Source organism: Streptomyces sp. NPDC005728 (assembly GCF_040630895.1).
Lineage (GTDB): Bacteria > Actinomycetota > Actinomycetes > Streptomycetales > Streptomycetaceae > Streptomyces.
In genome coordinates this window covers 33475-51512 of sequence record NZ_JBEXYL010000041.1, presented here as the reverse complement: position 1 = coordinate 51512, position 18038 = coordinate 33475, and the positions used below count along the sequence as shown (strand labels likewise).

The 18038-nt window shown below is 71.5% G+C and carries 16 protein-coding genes; 5 read left to right on the top strand and 11 right to left on the bottom strand.

What is annotated here, in order from left to right; all coding sequences use genetic code 11:
* Window positions 1-111: 111 nt before the first annotated feature.
* Complete coding sequence (locus ABZ471_RS26080) at window positions 112-525, bottom strand: SsgA family sporulation/cell division regulator (protein ID WP_359069422.1); 414 nt, start codon at window positions 523-525, stop codon at window positions 112-114.
* A 346-nt stretch (window positions 526-871) separates the two neighbouring features.
* On the opposite strand from ABZ471_RS26080, the gene ABZ471_RS26075 reads away from it, so the two are divergent.
* Window positions 872-2308: a SpoIIE family protein phosphatase gene (locus ABZ471_RS26075; RefSeq protein ID WP_359069421.1), complete on the top strand. Its 1437-nt coding sequence runs from the start codon at window positions 872-874 to the stop codon at window positions 2306-2308.
* A gap of 78 nt (window positions 2309-2386) precedes the next feature.
* Here the strand turns inward: ABZ471_RS26075 and ABZ471_RS26070 are convergent, their stop codons facing one another.
* Complete coding sequence (locus ABZ471_RS26070) at window positions 2387-3880, bottom strand: hypothetical protein (protein WP_359069419.1); 1494 nt, start codon at window positions 3878-3880, stop codon at window positions 2387-2389.
* Between the two features lie 308 nt (window positions 3881-4188).
* Here ABZ471_RS26070 and ABZ471_RS26065 point away from each other — a divergent pair, with 308 nt between their 5' ends.
* Both ABZ471_RS26065 and ABZ471_RS26060 read left to right on the top strand, forming a co-directional pair.
* On the top strand, window positions 4189-5334 hold the full coding sequence (locus tag ABZ471_RS26065; protein WP_359069417.1) for an aminoglycoside phosphotransferase family protein: 1146 nt from the start codon (window positions 4189-4191) through the stop codon (window positions 5332-5334).
* A gap of 259 nt (window positions 5335-5593) precedes the next feature.
* Window positions 5594-7564 carry a peptidoglycan recognition family protein gene (locus ABZ471_RS26060; protein WP_359069416.1) on the top strand — a complete coding sequence of 657 codons (1971 nt, stop codon included), beginning with the start codon at window positions 5594-5596 and terminating at the stop codon, window positions 7562-7564.
* Window positions 7565-7579: 15 nt separating this feature from the next.
* Here ABZ471_RS26060 and ABZ471_RS26055 read toward each other — a convergent pair whose 3' ends face one another.
* The 7 genes from ABZ471_RS26055 to ABZ471_RS26025 form a co-directional block, all read right to left on the bottom strand.
* Window positions 7580-8077: a hypothetical protein gene (locus ABZ471_RS26055; RefSeq protein ID WP_070026621.1), complete on the bottom strand. Its 498-nt coding sequence runs from the start codon at window positions 8075-8077 to the stop codon at window positions 7580-7582.
* 112 nt (window positions 8078-8189) lie between these two features.
* Window positions 8190-9089, bottom strand: coding sequence for a universal stress protein (locus ABZ471_RS26050; protein ID WP_359069414.1), 900 nt, complete (start codon window positions 9087-9089; stop codon window positions 8190-8192).
* Between the two features lie 168 nt (window positions 9090-9257).
* A complete protein-coding gene (locus ABZ471_RS26045; protein WP_359069412.1) occupies window positions 9258-9500 on the bottom strand; it encodes a DUF397 domain-containing protein in 243 nt (80 codons plus the stop codon).
* Between the two features lie 82 nt (window positions 9501-9582).
* Entirely contained in the window at window positions 9583-10749 is a 1167-nt protein-coding gene (locus ABZ471_RS26040; RefSeq protein ID WP_359069411.1) for a thiolase domain-containing protein, read from the bottom strand.
* Window positions 10746-11795, bottom strand: coding sequence for a thiolase domain-containing protein (locus tag ABZ471_RS26035; RefSeq protein ID WP_359069409.1), 1050 nt, complete (start codon window positions 11793-11795; stop codon window positions 10746-10748). Before ABZ471_RS26035 ends, ABZ471_RS26040 begins: the two co-directional genes overlap by 4 nt.
* Window positions 11792-12733 (bottom strand): OB-fold domain-containing protein, encoded by a 942-nt coding sequence (locus tag ABZ471_RS26030; protein ID WP_359069407.1) that lies wholly within the window; start codon window positions 12731-12733, stop codon window positions 11792-11794. Before ABZ471_RS26030 ends, ABZ471_RS26035 begins: the two co-directional genes overlap by 4 nt.
* 15 nt (window positions 12734-12748) lie before the next feature.
* On the bottom strand, window positions 12749-13549 hold the full coding sequence (locus ABZ471_RS26025; protein WP_359069405.1) for a crotonase/enoyl-CoA hydratase family protein: 801 nt from the start codon (window positions 13547-13549) through the stop codon (window positions 12749-12751).
* 191 nt (window positions 13550-13740) lie between these two features.
* Between ABZ471_RS26025 and ABZ471_RS26020 the strand changes: the two genes are divergently transcribed.
* Window positions 13741-15354: an acyl-CoA synthetase gene (locus ABZ471_RS26020; RefSeq protein ID WP_359069403.1), complete on the top strand. Its 1614-nt coding sequence runs from the start codon at window positions 13741-13743 to the stop codon at window positions 15352-15354.
* Between the two features lie 34 nt (window positions 15355-15388).
* Here the strand turns inward: ABZ471_RS26020 and ABZ471_RS26015 are convergent, their stop codons facing one another.
* Complete coding sequence (locus tag ABZ471_RS26015) at window positions 15389-16273, bottom strand: alpha/beta hydrolase (RefSeq protein ID WP_359069401.1); 885 nt, start codon at window positions 16271-16273, stop codon at window positions 15389-15391.
* 213 nt (window positions 16274-16486) lie between these two features.
* Between ABZ471_RS26015 and paaK the strand changes: the two genes are divergently transcribed.
* Complete coding sequence (paaK, locus tag ABZ471_RS26010) at window positions 16487-17782, top strand: phenylacetate--CoA ligase PaaK (protein WP_359069399.1); 1296 nt, start codon at window positions 16487-16489, stop codon at window positions 17780-17782.
* Here paaK and ABZ471_RS26005 read toward each other — a convergent pair.
* Window positions 17779-18021 (bottom strand): hypothetical protein, encoded by a 243-nt coding sequence (locus ABZ471_RS26005; protein WP_359069397.1) that lies wholly within the window; start codon window positions 18019-18021, stop codon window positions 17779-17781. The genes paaK and ABZ471_RS26005 overlap by 4 nt on opposite strands.
* Between the last annotated feature and the right edge of the window lie 17 nt (window positions 18022-18038).

Here is an 18038-nt window from a genome sequence, read left to right as displayed (position 1 = left end):
CTGCGGCACACCGCGCGCCAGGGTGCCCGCGGCGACCGTCGAGGGCCCTGGCTGTGCGGTGAGGCGCGGGTGAATAAAAGTCAAAGTCGCAGCTCCGGTCCGGGCGGCGGCTCACACGCCGCCGAACAGGGTGCTCAGGCCCTGCTCCACGACAGCCGCCACGTCCTCCTGCCCGGCCGCCACCACGGCGTAGGTGTTCAGCAGGAAGCGGCGCAGCGCCGAGGTCGGGAACTGGAGCAGTGCGAGGCCGGACGGCGAATGGAGTTCGAGGACCGTCCGGGTGCGGCCGTACGGCCATATCTGTACGTCGCCGTGCCCGGCCGGGGCGCGCAGGCCCTGGTCGAGCAGGGAGCGCGCGAAGGTCCAGGTGACCTCGTCGCCCGCCAGGGTGGCCTCGGGCGGGAAGTCCACGAAGACGGCCAGTGGGTCGTCCGCCGTGTAACGCAGGACGGCCGACACCGGGACCTCCCGGTCCTCGGCGGTGACGAGACGGGCATGGGCGGGCTGCGCGATGATGGTGTCCATGCTTTTAAGGAGTCATCCGGGGCTCTTCACAGGACGTCAAATCCGGACAGAGTTGGTGCGCCTCGGCCGGACGGCGTCATGATGGAACATCAGAGCGTCGAACAGGCGACTGAGGGCGACACCAAAGCCCCTGGCATCGGTCAAGTCCCGTAGCAATCCTACGACTTGAGCCCCGGCGCGCGTACGTCATCCGTACCCGCGGAACAGGCCGGGAAGACTCTGGCATATGCCGGAAGCACCACCGTATCGTGTGTTGCCAAATCCCTTACAGGGCGTCGCGGGCTGTGCGACAGTCGTAACGGTCCCTCCGTCCCCCTTGGCCGTACCGTCCCCATCGGAGTGCGTCATGCCGTCCCCAGTCTCCGCGGACCGCTCAGCCGCCCAGCCGCCCGGGCGCGGCTCGGTCGAGGCCCTGATCACGCAGGCACGGCGGCTCAAGGGCGACGTGGACGCCGTACGACGGGACACGCAGAGCGACGGTTCGGACCCGGAGGAGCGGTGGCAGCGGGCTCTGTACGAGCTCGCACTGCACCAACTCGAGGACCTGGACACCCACTTGGCGCAACTGCGGGACGGCCCGGAGCCCGACCCGGCCGAGGGGTGCGCCGGCATCCCGGTCGTCCGGCCGGCCCCGGCCGCCCGCGCCCCGCACGGCTCGCTGCTCAGCCGGGTAGGCAGCGCGGAGTGGAACCTGCTCACGGACGAGGCGAGCTGGTCCGGGGAGCTGTACGAGATCCTGGGCCTCGACCCGGCCGCCCCCGCGCTCACCCTGGACGAACTGCCCTCGCTGGTTCTCGCGGAGGACCGGCCGAAACTGACCTCGATGGTGACGGACTGTCTGGTCGACGCCAAGCCGATCGACGGCGAGTTCCGCGTCCTGCGGCCCGACGCCACCGTGCGGACCGTACACATGATGGGCGAGCCCGTGCTCGGGGACGACGGCAGCACCGCCTCGATGTGGGCCGTGCTGCGCGACGTCAGTGAACTGCGCCGCAGCCAGCGGACCGTGCGTGAGACCCGTGACTCGCTGCACGACCACCGGCGGCAGGCCCAGACCGAGCACCGGCTGGCGGTCGAGCTGCAGGAAGCCGTGCTGCCGCCATGGCGCGGCTCCCTGCGGCTCCCGCACCGGGGGCCGCAGACCCTCGACCTCGCCGCCCACTATCTGCCGGCCGCGACGAACGCCCTGATCGGCGGGGACTGGTACGACGCTCTGGAGCTGTCCGACGGCGCGACCCTGCTCAGCGTCGGCGACCTCACCGGGAACGGGGTCACCGTCACCTCCGGCATGGCGATGCTGCTGGGCGCCGTGCGCGGCATGGCGATGGCCGGCACCCGGCCCGGTCACCTCCTGTCCATGCTCAACCAGTTACTCGACGCCACCGTGCAGCCCGCCCTCGGCAGCGCCGTCTGCTGCCACTACCGGCCCGGGACCCGCACTCTGGTGTGGGCGCAGGCAGGACACCCCGCCCCGCTGCTGTACCGCGGCGGGACGGGGCGCATGCTGAACGCACCGAACGGTGTCCTGCTCGGCGCCACCACAGGCGCCACCTACGGGCAGGCCGAGGTGACCCTGGAGCCCGGCGACCTCCTTCTGCTGCACACCGACGGGCTGGTGTCCGGGCACAGCACGACCACCTCAGTGGACCGGCTGCTCGACCTCGCCCCACGCTTCGGCGCGGCGCGCACCGCGCAGGAGTGTGTGCGAACGGTCGTGGAGGAGTTCGGCGGAGCCCAGCGCCAGGACGACGCATGCGTACTCGTCGCCAGGGTCACCTCATGAGCTGACCCTGCCGGGCCTTCCAGGCCCTGTTGGGTCTTTCCGTTGGGTCTTTCCGGGAAGACGCGGTGTACAGGCCCCCTATGCCTGCGCGCTGTTGTCGCTCCTGCCCTTCGGCTTCGGCAGCACGAGCATGATCTCCTCCCGCAGCTCGTGGATCTTCGGGTAGCCGGCGTACTCGGCGGTGAGCCGGTACATCTGCCGCAACCGGTCCCAGGTGCGGCGGGAGGAGTTCGAGCCCATCGACATCAAGGCCAGCCGTGCGTAGCGGTTGGCCTGTTCCGGGTCGTCGGCGATGAAGCAGGCCGAGGCCATGGACAGATGGTCGAAGATCTTCGACCGCTCCCGTCCGTCGATGCGCAGGGCCAGGGCCTTCTCCGCGTAGTGCTGAGCGTGCGCGGCCGCACCCGGGTCGAACTCCGCGAGCGTGCGGTAGGCGAGGGCCTGCATGCCGTACAGATCCTCGTCCTTGAAGGTCTGCATCCAGTCCGGCGGTTCCACGTCCTGCCGGTCGGAGACGAAGAGGTCCTCCGCCTGTCCGAGCGTGCGACGCATCGCCTGGCCCTTGCCCATGGAGGCCTGCGCCCAGGCCTCGATGGTGTGGAACATCGCCTTCGTACGCGGCTGGAGGCGCTCCCCCGAACCGGCCTGGGCGAGCTTCATCAGGTCCAGCGCGTCGTCGGGCCGGCCGAGGTGCACCATCTGACGGGCCGCCCGGGACAGGGCCTCCCCGGCGCGCGGCCGGTCACCGCCCTCACGGGCGGCATGGGCGGCGATGACGAAGTACTTCTGGGCCGTGGGCTCCAGGCCGACGTCGTGCGACATCCAGCCCGCGAGGACGGCGAGGTTGGCGGCGACGCCCCACAGGCGCCGCTGGAGATGGGGTGGGTGGTGGTAGGCGAGCATGCCGCCCACCTCGTTGAGCTGGCCCACGACCGCCTTGCGCTGGAGTCCGCCGCCACGGGCGGCGTCCCAGGCTCGGAACACCTCGACCGAGCGCTCCAGTTCCTCGATCTCCTGCGACCCGATGGGGGCGGCCTCATAGCGGTCGAACCCAGCGGGGTCGGCGTGCAGGGGATCGTCGAGGACAGGGGCGTCGGCCTTCAGGGTCGGGTCGGTGTGCAACCAGTCGTACATGGCGCTGCTGAGTGTGGATCCTGCGGCGAGCGCGGCACCCGCGCCCACCAAGCCGCGTCGGTTGAGCATGAGGTCCATTCCCGTGAATTCGGTGAGGACCGCGGCGGTCCGTTCGGGCGCCCACGGCACTCCGTCGGGATGTTCCGCATTCCCGTCGCCCTGCCGTTTCCCCGCACGCCCGTGCCGCACCAGACCGAGGTCCTCGATGGTCACGACACGGCCGAGACGCTCGGTGAACAGGGCCGCCAGCACCCGCGGCACGGGATCGCGCGGGATCTCTCCCGTGTCGATCCAACGCCGCACCCGGGAGGTGTCGGTCGACAGCTGGGGGTGGCCCATGGCCGCCGCCTGCTTGTTGACCAGCCTCGCGAGTTCACCCTTGGACCAGCCGGCCAGGCCGAACAGGTCCGCCAGGCGGGTGTTGGGTTGTCCGCTCACGTCAAGCCCCCAGGTTCTCGGCTGAGTTGACAGTAGCCCCGTGGAGGTTGCCGGGCGACTATTCGCCACGGTTCGCCAGGGTGCGCCAGATGGTGTGCCACTGGGCATGGGGTGTCAGGTAGGAAAGCGCCACCCCGACCCGGTCGCCCTTCATATGACGGGTGCACTCCCCAGGGTGCATCCGGGCGGCCGGGCCGGGTGGGCGTATGAACTCAAAGCACCCACATTGCGTATGCACTTCGCGTGTGGACTTCGAGCATGGATGTACAGGCAGGCACCGCAGGCACACGAAGGGATCTGTATCTCCCATGTACGCAGCATCGTCCTCCGTGTCCGCTCCGCCCCGGCCGCTGCGTCCCCGCCCTGCGGGTGGCGGGCCGTATCTCGACCCGGCGGCGCGGCCGGGAGCACCCGTACTGGGTGCGGGCCGGCCGCGGCGCGTTCCGGGGCAGCCCGGATCCCAACCGCTGAGCGGGAGACTCGACTTGTCCGGCCCCCAGGGGGCACAGCTGCGCACCGCGATCGCGTCGGTGCACCGGATCTGTCCGGAGTTCGCTCCGGTGCAGGTTCTGCGCCGCAGCGGACGCTCCGTTCTGCTGGTGGGGACGACGGGTCGCAGCACGGCCGTGGCCAAGTGTCTCCTCGACCAGTCGCCCGCCTGGGCGGAGCGGATCCGCCACGAAATAGCCGCATACCGCTCGTTCGTCCGGCATCGCCCGCCCGTGCGGGTGCCGAGACTGATCGCGGCGGACCCGGACAACTGCACGCTGGTGATCGAGCGCATGCCGGGCCGGGTGGCGGCGCTCCAGCGGCATCCGATCGAGGCCCCGCCCCGGCCTGACATCCGGACCGCGCTCGGCGCGATCTGCCGGCTGAACGCCTGGCGGCCCCCGGCGGGCACCTTCGATGCCCCGCTGGACTACGCGGCCCGCATCTCCCGGTACCACGAGCTGGGCCTGCTCACCGACCGGGACCTGGGCGACCTGCAGAAGCTGCTGCACGGCATCGCGCACGCGGCGGGGCGCCAGGGGATGGGCCAGTTCTGCCACGGTGACGCCCTGCTCTCGAACATCCTGCTCTCACCGGCCGGTCCAGTGCTGGTGGACTGGGAGCACGCGGGCTGGTATCTGCCGGGGTACGACCTGGCGACGCTGTGGCTGGTCCTGGGGGACGCGCCGGTGGCCCGGCGTCAGATCAGTCAGATCGCCCAGTCGGCGGGCCCGGCCTCCCGGGACGCCTTCCTGGTGAACCTGATGCTCCTGCTGACCCGGGAGATCCGGACGTACGAGACGGCCGTGCAGCGTTCGATGCACGAAACGACCCCGGCGGCACCGGGTACGGCCCACCCGGGTGCTGCGCCGTCCGGCGAGGAACAGCGGCTGCTGCTCAGGCGGCTGCACGACGACTGCCAGCTGGCCCGCCGGGCCGTGCGCGCGGCGGTCGGCACTCGCTAGCGGGGACGACGGCTCCGCGGTGCGCCCAGAGCGGCGGCGCACCGCGGACCTTCGTGTGTCCGGCCTCGTGCGGGGGCCACTGGTGTACGCCACTGACGCCCCGCAGGCCCGCGCACCGCCGCTGCGAAACTCGCCGAACCCCGTGGTGACATGGGAAATCAGGGGCCCGAGGGCATCATTGACGGATCGTCGGCAAAGCCGGTACCACTGACCCAGCTCGGCGCCGCCCGCTCCGCTCCGCCCGTCACAGGAGGCCGCATTGCGAGGATCCGCCACCGACCCCACGTCCACACCCGGCCACAGACACCTGAGGAGGACCGCCGGCGCGCTCGCCACCGCGGCCCTGCTGCTGCCGCTGCTCGGCGCGGCCCCGGCCCGGAGCGCCACGGATTCCTCCGACGACCGGCTCCAGCGCGCCTTCGCCTCCGCGTCCGCCGAGTATCACGTACCGCAGAGCGTCCTGCTGGCCGTCTCCTACCTCCAGTCCCGCTGGGACTCGCACGCCGGGGCGCCCAGCGTGACCGGTGGGTACGGCCCGATGCACCTCACCGACGCCCGGACCGCGCTCGCCACCACCGAGCACCTCGCCGAGGGCAGCGAGGACGCCCGCGGGGACAACGCCCGCACGGCCCTGCACCCCGACATCAAGGTGACCGGGAACCCGGCGCTCCCGGCCCGCCTCAAGACGCTGCCCAGAGCGGCCGAGCTGACGGGGATCCCGGCGGCCGAGCTGCGCACCGACCCGGCCGCCAACATCGCCGGCGGCGCGGCCCTGCTCGCCGCCGCCCAGAAGGAGCTGGGCGAGCCGGCGAGCACCGACGCGGCCGACTGGTACGGCGCGGTGGCCCGCTTCTCCGGCGCGGACGACACGGCGACCGCGGCGGTCTACGCCGACGACGTGTACGACGTGCTGCGCACCGGCGAGGAGCGCACCACGGACGACGGCCAGCTGGTCATCCTCACCGCCCAGCCGCACCTCGCCCCCGACACCGCCCAGCTGGGGCGGACCGGTCTGCGCACGGTCGCGGCGCAGGACACCGAGTGCCCGAAGTCGGTGTCCTGTGAATGGATCCCGGCGCCGTACGCCCAGTTCGGGAACGACGACTACGGCAACCACGACCTCGGCGACCGTCCGGCGTCACAGCGCATCAAGTACATCGTCATCCATGACACGGAGGGCGCCTGGGACGGCGTGCTGAATCTGGTCCAGGACCCGACCTATGTGTCCTGGAACTACACCATCCGCTCCACGGACGGTCTGATCGCCCAGCACGTGAAGGCGAAGGACGTGGCCTGGCACGCGGGAAACTGGGACATCAACGCCCGGTCCGTCGGCATCGAGCACGAGGGCTTCCTCGCCGCGCCGGACGCCTGGTACACGGAGGCCATGTACCGGTCCTCGGCGCGCCTGGTGAAATACCTGGCCCGGCAGTACGGCATCCCGCTGGACCGGCAGCACGTCCTGGGCCACGCCAACGTGCCCGGCCCGACCACCTCCACCGTCCCGGGCATGCACACGGACCCGGGCCCGTACTGGGACTGGCGGCACTACTTCCAGCTGCTGGGCCACCCCTTCAAGCGCACGGGCGGCAAGCACTCCTCGCTGGTGACGATCCTGCCGGACTACGCCTCCAACCGGCCCGTGTACACGGACTGCACCACCAAGGGCGCGCCCTGCACGGCGCACGGCTCCAGCGAGGTGCGGCTGTACTCCGACCACGACGTGAAGGCGCCGCTGATCAAGGACATCGGCCGGGGCACCGCACCGACCACCGGGGTGAACGACCTGTCCTCGCGGGTCTCCACCGGCCAGCAGTACGCGGTCGCCGACCTCTGGGGCGACTGGACGGCGATCTGGTACCTCGGGCAGAAGGCCTGGTTCGAGAACCCGCGCAAGGAGCCCACGGCGGTGCGGGCGTCCGGTCTCGTCGTCACCCCGAAGGACGGCCTGGCCGGCATCCCGGTGTACGGCCGGGCGTACCCGGAGAAGGAGGCCTATCCGGCGGGGGTGCCCGCGCAGTCGGTGGTGCCGCTGCCGTACACGATCCCGGCCGGACAGAAGTACGTGGTCGGCGACGAGGTTCCCGGCGAGTACTACTACGCGGTCACCTTCACCACCGACTCGCACCGGGTCGTGGTCGGCAAGGACCTGTACTACGAGATCCAGTACGGCCACCGGGTGGCGTTCGTGCGCGCCGCGGACGTTCGTCTGACGGGTTCCGCCGGCTAGCCGGAACCGGTCGGGTCAGCCCTGCTGGAACAGCTCCGCCGGGAGCGGCTTCAGCAGGGCGTACAGGTCGTCCGTGATGGGTCGGTCCCAGGCGGCGATGGTCACGAGGACGCCGTCGCTGCGGTCGAACTGGACGCAGGAGATCCGGCTCTCGGAGAGCTTCAGGCGGCGCACGATCAGGAGGTTGTCGCCCTGCAGGACGGGCGTGTCCTCGGTGCCGACGACGGTGACCTCCTCGTCGTTCTCCAGCGCCAGCAGCAGCTGGCCCACCTCGAAGGGGATCTCGCCCTCGGCGACCTCCCGGGCCGGGGAGCCCTCGGGGAGATTGCCGATGATCATGGCGGGGCCGCGGCCGCCGAACAGGTCGTAGCGCAGGAAGACACCCTGGCAGGTGCCGTCGGGGGCGGGCAGCAGGCCCGCGCCGAGGTTGCCCGGCCAGTCGCCCGGATCCATGGCCAGGACGTCGAAGTCGGGTCCGGCGGGAGTGGCGCTACGGCGGCGGAGGAACGACATGCGGCCATGGTACGTGCACACAGGTGATCGACGACGTGCGGGCGTCCGGTCGGCGGATGCCCGTATCCCCCGGCCCGGCTACGGTGCGTGCCGGTCCCGGGGCAAGGTGGCGTCACTCATCGGCCTGCGGTGGCACGACGGCGACCGGGCTCGCCGCGTGCAGCAGGACCGCCTGGGTGACCGAGCCCATCATGCGGGCGGGGGCGGCCAGGCGCCGCCGGTGGCGGCTCACGACGACCAGGTCCGCGTCCCGGGAGGCGGCGACGAGGTGGCCGGCCGCGTCGCCCGGCAGGGCCCGCACCTCGGCGCGGATGCCGGGGTGCCTCTTGCGGTGCGGAGCGACGAAGCCCTCGGCGAGGGTCCGGGTCTCGTCCTCGACGGCGTTCCGGTCGATCGGGGGCGGTACCAGCTGGCCGGGCGCCGACCAGGTCTGCACCGGCCACGGGTACGCGGCGATCACCTCGACGCGGGCCTCGCGCAGGGCTGCCTCGGTGAAGGCGAAGTCGAGTGTGGCCTCGTCGGGCGTGTCGACGTGCAGGCCGACGACCACCCGTCTCCCGGGCTCGGCCGGGCCCTCCCCGTGCACCGTGCGGCCGGGCCGGGGTACGACGACCACCGGGCATGCGGCGTCGCGGGCGGCGGCGAGCCCGTTGGAGCCCAGCAGCAGGCTGGCGAAGCCGCCACGGCCCCGTGAGCCGAGGACCAACAGCTGGGCGTCCGCGCCGAGTTCGGGCAGCACCGCACCCGGTACGCCCTCCAGGGCGACGTACTCCACGGTGGCTGCGTCGGCGCGGTCCCGCAGCTGCGCGCGTACCTCGTCGAGCACCGGGTCGCCCTCCGCGTCGGGTGGCCCGGCGACCAGGACGTCGGCCTGCCCCCAGGCGGCGTACTGCCGTACGTGCACCACTCGCAGCGGTGCCGTGCGGCGGCGGGCGGCGTCTGCGGCCCACTCCAGGGCGCGTCGGCTGTCCTCGGAACCGTCGACCGCGGCGATGACCGGCGCGTTGCTCATCTTTCCTCATCTCCGGAACATGACCTTCCCCTTGCCGGGGCCAGCCTCGCTCAGGCGTCGGCCCCGGCAGGGCGCTGCCGGTCGCGTGTCCGGAAATCCGCCCGGAACACCCCCGGATCGGCTCCCGATGCCGGATCGGAATGCCGGGCGTGCCCGAGGAGGGGGCGGTCAGGTCAGGTCGAACTCGCCCTCCCGCGCTCCGGAGACGAAGGCGCCCCACTCGGCGGGGGTGAAGATCAGGGAAGCGCTTTCCGGGCTTCCGCTGTTGCGCATCGCGATGAATCCCTCGACGAAGGCGATCTGGACATCGCCCACCCCTCGGCTGCTGGACTGCCACTCGGCCCTGCTGAGGTCCAGCTCCGGCTTGTCCCAGCCCACGAGCGGCTGCTGCTGGGTGATGCTCTCGGCCACGTCCGTGCTCCTCCCGATTCGTCGTCCGCGGTCAGCCTAGCGAGCGGTTCCGACGGCGGACAGGCCGTGTCGGGCGGACCTTTCAGGAGTCGGGGGGCTCGGCGCCCACGAGCCACATGGAGAAGAACTGCGAGCCGCCGCCGTAGGCGTGCCCGAGCACCTTCCGGGCGCCGTCCACCTGGTGTTCTCCGGCCTGGCCGCGCACCTGGAGGGCGGCCTCGGCGAAGCGGATCATGCCGGAGGCGCCGATGGGATTGGTGGACAGCACACCGCCCGACATGTTGACGGGCAGGTCCCCGTCCAGCTCGGTCACCCCGGACTCCGTGAGCTTCCAGCCCTCGCTCTCCTCGGCGAAGCCGAGGTTCTCCAGCCACATGGGCTCGTACCAGGAGAACGGCACGTACATCTCGGCGGCGTCGATGTCCCGGCGCGGGTCGGCGATGCCGGCCTGCCGGTAGACGTCGGCGGCGCAGTCCTTGCCGGCCTGCGGGGAGACGAAGTCCTTCCCGGCGAAGAGGGTCGGCTCGCTGCGCATGGCACCGCCGAGCAGCCAGGCGGGCGGCCGGGGCGCACGGGCGGCTCCGGCCCGGTCGGTGAGGACCATGGCGCAGGCGCCGTCGGAGGACGGGCAGGTCTCCGAGTAGCGGATCGGGTCCCACAGCATGGGCGAGGCCTGGACCTTCTCCAGGGTGATGTCCTGCTCGTGGAGGTGGGCGTAGGGGTTCTTCAGGGCGTTGCGCCGGTCCTTGTAGGCGACGAGGGAGCCGACGGTGTCGGGGGCGCCGCTGCGCCGCATGTAGGCGCGCACGTGCGGGGCGAAGAAGCCGCCCGCGCCGGCGAGCAGGGGCTGCTGGAAGGGGACGGGCAGGGACAGGCCCCACATGGCGTTCGACTCGGACTGTTTTTCGAAGGCGAGGGTGAGCACCGTGCCGTGGACGCGGGCCGCCACCAGATTGGCGGCCACGAGGGCGGTGGATCCGCCGACCGAGCCGGCGGTGTGCACCCGCAGCATGGGCTTGCCGACCGCGCCGAGGGCGTCGGCGAGGTACAGCTCGGGCATCATCACGCCCTCGAAGAAGTCGGGCGCCTTGCCGATGACCACGGCATCGATGTCGGTCCAGGTCAACTCGGCGTCCTGGAGGGCGCGATGGGCGGCCTCCCGGACGAGCCCGGCGATCGACACGTCCCGGCGGGCCGCCACGTGCTTGGTCTGGCCGACTCCTATGACGGCCACGGGCTCCTTGCTCATCGTGGATCCCCTTCGAGTACGGCGACCAGGTTCTGCTGGAGGCAGGGGCCGGAGGTGGCGTGGGCGAGGGCGCGGTCGGACTCGCCGCGGTGGATGCGGGCCGCGGCCTCGCCGATGCGGATGAGTCCCGCGGCCATGACCGGGTTGGCGGCGAGGGCGCCCCCGGAGGGGTTGACGCGGACGTCGTCGCGGAGCCGGAGCGCCTTGCGCAGCACGACCTCCTGCGCGGTGAACGGCGCATGCAACTCGGCTGTGTCGACGGGACGTCCGAAGGCACCGGCCTTCTCGGCGGCCAGCCGTGCGGAGGGCGAGTCGGTGAGGTCGCGCACGCCCAGGGAGTGCGCCTCGATGCGGTGGTCGATGCCCCGGATCCAGGCGGGCCGCTCACACAGCTCGCGGGCCCGCTCGCCGGCCGCGAGGATCACGGCGGCGGCGCCGTCACCGACGGGCGGGCAGTCGCCGGTGCGCAGGGGGCGTACGACGTAGTCGCCGTGGGGCCGCGAACCCTTCTGCTGCGCATGGGGGTTGGCGGTGGCGTCGGCCCTGCTGCGGGCGCCGACGGCGGCGAGCGCGGCCTCGTCGGTGTCGCCCGCGTCGATGAGGGCCTGCGCCTGGAGGGCGGCCAGGGCCACCGAGTCGGGCCAGAGGGGGGCCACGTAGTACGGGTCGAGCTGCCGGGTCAGGACGTCGCGTACCGAGCCGGGCGAGCACTTGCCGTAGGAGTAGACGAGCGCGGTGTCGGCGTCTCCGGTGAGCAGCTTGGTCCACGCCTCGTACAGCGCCCAGGCGCCGTCCATCTCGACGTGGGACTCGGAGATCGGCGGCCAGGCGCCGACACCGTCGAGGGCGAGGGTGAAGGAGAAGGCCCGGCCGGCGAGGTAGTCGCTGGAGCCGGAGCAGGTGAAGTCGATGTCGGCGGTCTTCAGCCCGGTCTGCGCCAGGACCTCGTGCAGGACCGGCATGAGCATCTCGACCTCGGAGGAGTCCTCGGTGGAGCGCCGGTGGTCGGTCTGGGCGAAGGCGACGACCGCGATCTCCCGTGTCACAGCAGCTCCTTGTAGGTGTCGTAGTCGGCGTCGGGTTCGCCGGTGGGACGGTAGTGGTCGGGGTGGCGTGCTCCTTGCGCCCACACCGGCTCGACCCTCAGGCCCATGCGCACCTCGTCGTAGGGGATGCCGCCGATACGGGCGTGCAGGGCGAGGTCGGCGCCGTCGAGAGCGATGTGTGCATAGACGTACGGCACCTCGATGTCGAGGTTCTTCGCCTTGATGTTGACGATGCAGTAGGTGGTCACTGTGCCCCGGGGACCCACCTCGACCTGTTCCGATGTGGCCACGCCACATGTGGGGCACGCACCCCTCGGCGGGACGTACACCTTGCGGCAGGAGGGGCAGCGCTCGCCGACGGTTCGCTGTGCGGACAGGGCGTGAATGTAGTCGGACTGGGCGCGGCCGGGCGAGTAGGTGTAGTCGAGCCGGGCGGGGGCGACGATCCCGGAGAGCGGGTTCTCGAACTCGCCGGAGTGGCCGCCCGGTCGGACCGGTTCGCCGTCGTACGGCTCGAAGCACGCGATGTCGGTGATGGCGCCGGTGCGTTCTTCGGCCCACCGGATCCGCACCCGCATGCCGGTGTGCACGGCGTCGGGGCCAGGTGCGTCGAGGGCGTGCAGCAGGGCGGTGTCGGCTCCGTCGAGCCGGACCAGGACCCAGGCGAAGGGGGCGGCAAGGGGCTGACCGCGACGAGGCTCGTGGTTCCACGCCCAGGTGGTGACCGTGCCCGTGGGGGCGACCTCGACGAGGTCCCGGATCTCCTCGGCGGTGACCGGGTCGTACTCCACGGGCGGGACGAGGGTGCGGCCGTCGGCGGCATTCACCCCGAGGACCAGGCGTTCACGCAGTCCGGTGAGGAACGCGCTCTGGACGGGACCGAGGGACCGGGTGAAGGGAAACTCGACCACGAGAGGGGCTTTGAGGACTTCGGGCATCGGGGGCTCCTCGGGTCAGGCGCGCTTGTAGACGGGTGGCCGCTTCTCCGCGAAGGCGCGGGCGCCCTCCTTGGCGTCGGCGGTGTCGAAGACCGGCCAGCCACGGGCGAGTTCGGCGGCGAGTCCGTCGGTCTCGGTCAGCTCGGCTGTCTCGTACACCGACGCCTTGACGGCCTCCACGGCGAGCGGTCCGCAGGCGTTGATCCGCTCGGCGATCTCCAGCGCCCTGGCGAGCGCGGTGCCGTCGGGGACGACGTGTCCGATCAGCCCGATGGCGGCGGCCTCGGAGGCGGTGTACGGCCGCCCGGTGAGCAGCATCTCCAGGGCGTGGGTGCGCGGGATCTGACGCTGGAGCCGGACGGTCGAGCCGCCGATCGGGAACAGTCCGCGCCTGACCTCGAACAGGCCGAAGGTCGCGGACTCGCCCGCGACCCGGATGTCGGTGCCCTGGAGGATCTCCGTGCCGCCGGCCACGCAGTACCCCTCGATTGCGGAGATCACCGGCTTGCGGGGGCGGTGGTGGCGCAGCATGGCCTTCCAGTGCAGGTCGGGATCGGCCTTGAGCCGGTCGCGGTAGTGCTGCCCCGCCATGCCGCCCCCGGCCAGCGCCTTGAGATCCATGCCGGCGCAGAAGGCGCCCCCGGCTCCGGTGAGCACGATCGAGCGGATCGCGTCGTCCTCGTCGGCCTCGACCCAGCCGTCGTAGAGGCCCACGAGCATCGGAAGCGAGAGCGCGTTCTTGGCGTCGGGCCTGTTGAGCGTGAGCACCAGTGTGGCGCCTTCGCGCTGCACGGTGAGGTGTTCCGTCCCACCCATTGCCCATCTCCCCTCGATAAGAACGAGAACAGGTTGCAGTAGGCAGGGAGGCACTTCAAGGGAACTTCGAAGGTTTTCTGACAGGCAGTCAGATTTCTTCGCGCGGACCCTTCACAGTTGCCGCGCCCTTTGCTCTGATGACCGGCGAACCGACAGATGCCAGGTAGGACTGCCCGGGGTCAGGAGGAGCGGTGGAGTACAACCTTGCCGATCTGTTCGAGTCGGTCGTCGACGTGGTCCCGGACCGCGAGGCGCTCGTGTACCTCGACCATCCCGGCACCGGCGCGGAACGCCGCCTCACGTACGGGGAGCTGGACGCGGCCGCCAACCGCGTCGCCCACCACCTGATCGACAGCGGCATACGGCCCGGCGAGCACCTGGGCCTCCACCTGTACAACGGCGTCGAGTACCTGCAGACGGTCCTGGCCTGCCTGAAGGCGCGGATCGTTCCCGTCAACGTCAACTACCGCTATGTCGAAGAGGAATTGATCTACCTCTACCGGGACGCGGATCTGGTCGCGCTGGTCTTCGACGGGGAGTTCGGCGACCGGGTGGCGGCGGCGCTGCCGCGCGCGACCGGGCTGCGGCACCTGCTACGGGTGGGCGGGCCTTCTCCGCAGGTGTCCGGCGCCGTCCCGTTCGCCGAGGCGGAGGCGTCCGGGTCGCCGGGGCGGGACTTTCCCCCGAGGTCGGGCGACGACCAGTTCATCATCTACACGGGCGGCACGACCGGCATGCCCAAGGGGGTGATGTGGCGTCAGGAGGACCTGTTCTTCGCCGGCCTGGGCGGCGGGGCGCCGACCGGTGAGCCGGTGAAGACCCCGCAGGAGCTGTCCGAGCGGGTCGCGGCGGGCGGGTCCGGTATCACCTTCTTCCCCACTCCCCCGTTGATGCACGGCACGTCCACCCTCACCGCGTTCATCGGCTTCAACTTCGGTCAACGGGTCGTCCTGCACCGCAAGTTCGCGCCGGAGGAGGTACTGCGAACCGTCGAGACGGAGAAGGTCACCAGCATGTCGCTGGTCGGCGACGCGATGCTGCGGCCGCTGATCGACGCGCTCTCCGGGCCGATGAAGGGCACGGACTGCTCGGCGCTGTTCAGCGTCTCCTCCTCGGGCGCGATCATGTCGGAGACGGTGCGCCGGCAGTTCCGGGAGCTGGTCCCGAACGCCATGCTGCTGAACAACTTCGGCTCCTCAGAGTCCGGCTTCAACGGTACGGCGACGCAGGACTCGGGACCCGAGCGCGGCTTCCGTATCCGGGTCAACTCCCGTACGCAGGTGGTGGATCCGGCGACGTACGAGCCGGTGGCCGTGGGCGAGATCGGCCGGGTCGCACAGTGCGGCCATGTGCCGCTCGGCTACTACAACGATCCACGCAAGACCGCCGAGACGTTCTTCGAGAAGGACGGGCAGCGCTGGGTACTGCTCGGGGACATGGCGACGGTGGACGAGGAGGGCGTGGTCACGGTCCTGGGCCGGGGCTCGCAGTGCATCAACACCGGTGGCGAGAAGGTGTACCCGGAGGAGGTCGAGCAGGCGCTGAAGGCCCATCCGGACGTCTACGACGCACTGGTCGCCGGGGTGCCGGACGCCACGTGGGGCAGCCATGTGGCGGCCGTGGTGCAGCTGCGCGAGGGAGCCCGGCACCCCTCGCTGACCGACATCCAGGACCACTGCCGCACCCGGCTGGCCGGGTACAAGATCCCGCGCCAGCTGGTGATCACGGACGCTGTCCAGCGGTCGCCGAGCGGCAAGGCGGACTACCGGTGGGCGCGGGAGGTGGCGGCGGCCGCGGACCGGTAGGCCGCGGCCCCGAAGGACACGTTCCGCGACCGCCTCAGGCGGTCGTACGACCCAGGGGCGGGCCGATCCGGATGGTGCCCGTGTCCCCGTCGAGGAAGGCGCGGATGCGGCCGACGAAGTGCTCCGGGTCGTCCAGCCACGGATAGTGCCCGGCACCGGCCTGGACGGTGAACTCGGCGCGCGGGAAGGCCTCGGCGGCGCGCCGGGCGAGGTCGGGGCCGGGGTTGCCGTCGCGTCCGCCCGCGTACACCAGAACCGGCGCGTTCAGGGCTGCGAGGGCGGCCCTTGTGGAGTCCGGGGCGAAGGCGCCCTCGCCGAAGTACCGGTCGCCCGCGTCGTCGTTGGTCTGCTCCTCGGCGGCGGCGTCATGATCCCGGGCGGCATCGTCCCAGCGGCCGTAGAAGAACGGCATGAACACCTCGTCGAAGTCGCCGCCGCCCACGAGCCATGCCTCGAATGCGGGGAACGCCTCCGCGAACCACGGTTCGCCCGCCCGCAGCCGGGCCGCGGCGAGCCTCTCCTCGGGCGTCGCCCGCAGGCCGAGGGCCGAGGGGTTGGGGGTGATCAGCACGAGGCGCCGTATCCGGTGGGGGTAGCGGGCCGCGTAGAGCATCGCAAGGCAAGCGGCCGCCGAGTGGGCCAGCAGATCCATGTGGTCCAGGCCCATGTGGGCGCGCCACATCTCCACGTCGTCCACCAACCGGTCGCAGCGGTAGGTCGCCTGGTCGACCGGCACCGCGGAGTCCCCGGTGCCGCGCAGGTCGAGCAGGGCGAGCCGGCGGTGGGCGGTGAGTCCGCCCAGGTCTCCGAGGTAGGAGGAGGCGCACATGGGCCCGCCGGGCAGAACGGTGAGGGGCTCCCCCGCACCACGGAAGTGGTAGGCGAGCCGGGTTCCGTCGGCTGCGGTGAAGGTCGGCATGCAGGTGATCATCCAGGCCCGTCCTGCGGGGATGCAACACCTTTGCGGGCTGAGCGGCGCTCAGCTGCGCGCTCATGCGGGCGATGGGCGGCCCTGCCGGGAAAATCCAGGCAGACCCCTTGCCTGAATCCGGATGGCCTGAATTACTGACCCTCAGGGTTTCAACCGAATGATCGGTCGTCCGGAATGCGCGGATAGCGAGGAGATGTCCCGATGGTGGATGCGACGGACCTGCGGGACGCGGGCGAGCGGCTCGGGCCCGAGGAGTTGCGGGCGCTTCAGCTGGAGCGGCTGCGCGCCTCGCTCCGGCACGCCTACGACCACGTCCCTTTCTACCGGGAGTCCTTCGACAAGGCCGGCGTCCGCCCGGAGGACTGCCGTTCGCTCGCCGACCTCGCGCACTTCCCCTTCACGACCAAGGCCGACCTGCGGGAGCACTACCCGTACGGCATGTTCGCCGTGCCCCGCGACCGTGTCCGCAGGCTCCATGCCTCCAGCGGCACCACGGGGCTGCCCACAGTGGTCGGCTACACGGACAACGACCTTTCGATGTGGGCCGACATGGTGGCGCGCTCGATCCGGGCGGCGGGCGGGCGGCCCGGTGACACGGTCCATGTGGCCTACGGCTATGGGCTGTTCACCGGGGGTCTGGGCGCCCACTACGGTGCCGAACGCCTGGGTTGTACGGTCGTCCCCGCGTCCGGCGGCATGACGGCCCGCCAGGTCCAGCTGATCCGGGACCTCGAACCCGGCGTCATCATGGTCACCCCCTCGTACATGCTCACGCTGCTCGACGAGTTCGAGCGGCAGGGCGTGGATCCGCGCGGTACCTCGCTGCGGGTGGGCATCTTCGGGGCCGAGCCCTGGACCGAGCAGATGCGGCGCGAGATCGAGGAGCGGTGCGCGATCGACGCGGTCGACATCTACGGGCTCTCCGAGGTGATCGGCCCGGGGGTCGCCCAGGAATGCGTCGAGACCAAGGACGGCCTCCATGTGTGGGAGGACCACTTCTATCCGGAGGTCGTCGACCCGATCACCGGCGAAGTGCTGCCGGAGGGCGAGCGGGGCGAGCTGGTGTTCACCTCGCTCACGAAGGAGGCCATGCCGGTCGTCCGGTACCGGACCCGGGACCTGACCCGGCTGCTGCCCGGCTCGGCCCGCGTGTTCCGGCGGATGGAGAAGATCACCGGGCGCAGCGACGACATGGTGATCCTGCGCGGGGTGAACCTGTTCCCGACCCAGGTCGAGGAGATCGTGTTGCGCACCCCCGGCGTGGCGCCGCACTTCCAGCTGCGCCTCACCCGCGAGGGCCGCCTAGACTCGCTCACCGTACGCGCCGAGGCCCGTCCCGGCGCCACGCCCGAGACACGGGAGGCGGCGGCCCTGTCCATCGCCGCGGCCGTGAAGGACGGCATCGGTGTGTCCGTGGACGTGGAGATCGTGGAGCCGGAGTCACTGGAGCGATCCGTGGGGAAGATCCGCCGGATCGTGGACCTGCGGCCGCGCTAGCGCTCGCGGCAGGTCATGTGCGACCGGTCGCCCGCCGGCCGTGGGCCCACACCAGCAGACCGGCCGACGGCAGCGTCGTCCCGAAGGCACGGAGGTTCCGCGGCCGGGACCAACAGCGTCACGCTGCCGTGCCCCAGGGCGGCGAGCACGAACATCGACGAGGCGAGCAGCGCGGCGGCGGCCCCGCCCGCGCCGGCCAACGCGAAGAGGGCGCCCAGGCTCGCCGACACCGCGCGCACGACCTGAGAGCGGGGAA

Excerpts from the sequence above, each read along its gene's own strand:
- ABZ471_RS26040 (WP_359069411.1), bottom strand. The coding sequence starts at position 10,749 with ATGAGCAAGGAGCCCGTGGCCGTCATAGGAGTCGGCCAGACCAAGCAC.
- ABZ471_RS26065 (WP_359069417.1), top strand. The coding sequence starts at position 4,189 with ATGTACGCAGCATCGTCCTCCGTGTCCGCTCCGCCCCGGCCGCTGCGT.
- ABZ471_RS26025 (WP_359069405.1), bottom strand. The coding sequence starts at position 13,549 with ATGGGTGGGACGGAACACCTCACCGTGCAGCGCGAAGGCGCCACACTG.
- ABZ471_RS26075 (WP_359069421.1), top strand. The coding sequence starts at position 872 with ATGCCGTCCCCAGTCTCCGCGGACCGCTCAGCCGCCCAGCCGCCCGGG.
- ABZ471_RS26050 (WP_359069414.1), bottom strand. The coding sequence starts at position 9,089 with ATGAGCAACGCGCCGGTCATCGCCGCGGTCGACGGTTCCGAGGACAGC.
- paaK (WP_359069399.1), top strand. The coding sequence starts at position 16,487 with ATGGTGGATGCGACGGACCTGCGGGACGCGGGCGAGCGGCTCGGGCCC.
- ABZ471_RS26055 (WP_070026621.1), bottom strand. The coding sequence starts at position 8,077 with ATGTCGTTCCTCCGCCGCCGTAGCGCCACTCCCGCCGGACCCGACTTC.
- ABZ471_RS26080 (WP_359069422.1), bottom strand. The coding sequence starts at position 525 with ATGGACACCATCATCGCGCAGCCCGCCCATGCCCGTCTCGTCACCGCC.
- ABZ471_RS26015 (WP_359069401.1), bottom strand. The coding sequence starts at position 16,273 with ATGCCGACCTTCACCGCAGCCGACGGAACCCGGCTCGCCTACCACTTC.
- ABZ471_RS26030 (WP_359069407.1), bottom strand. The coding sequence starts at position 12,733 with ATGCCCGAAGTCCTCAAAGCCCCTCTCGTGGTCGAGTTTCCCTTCACC.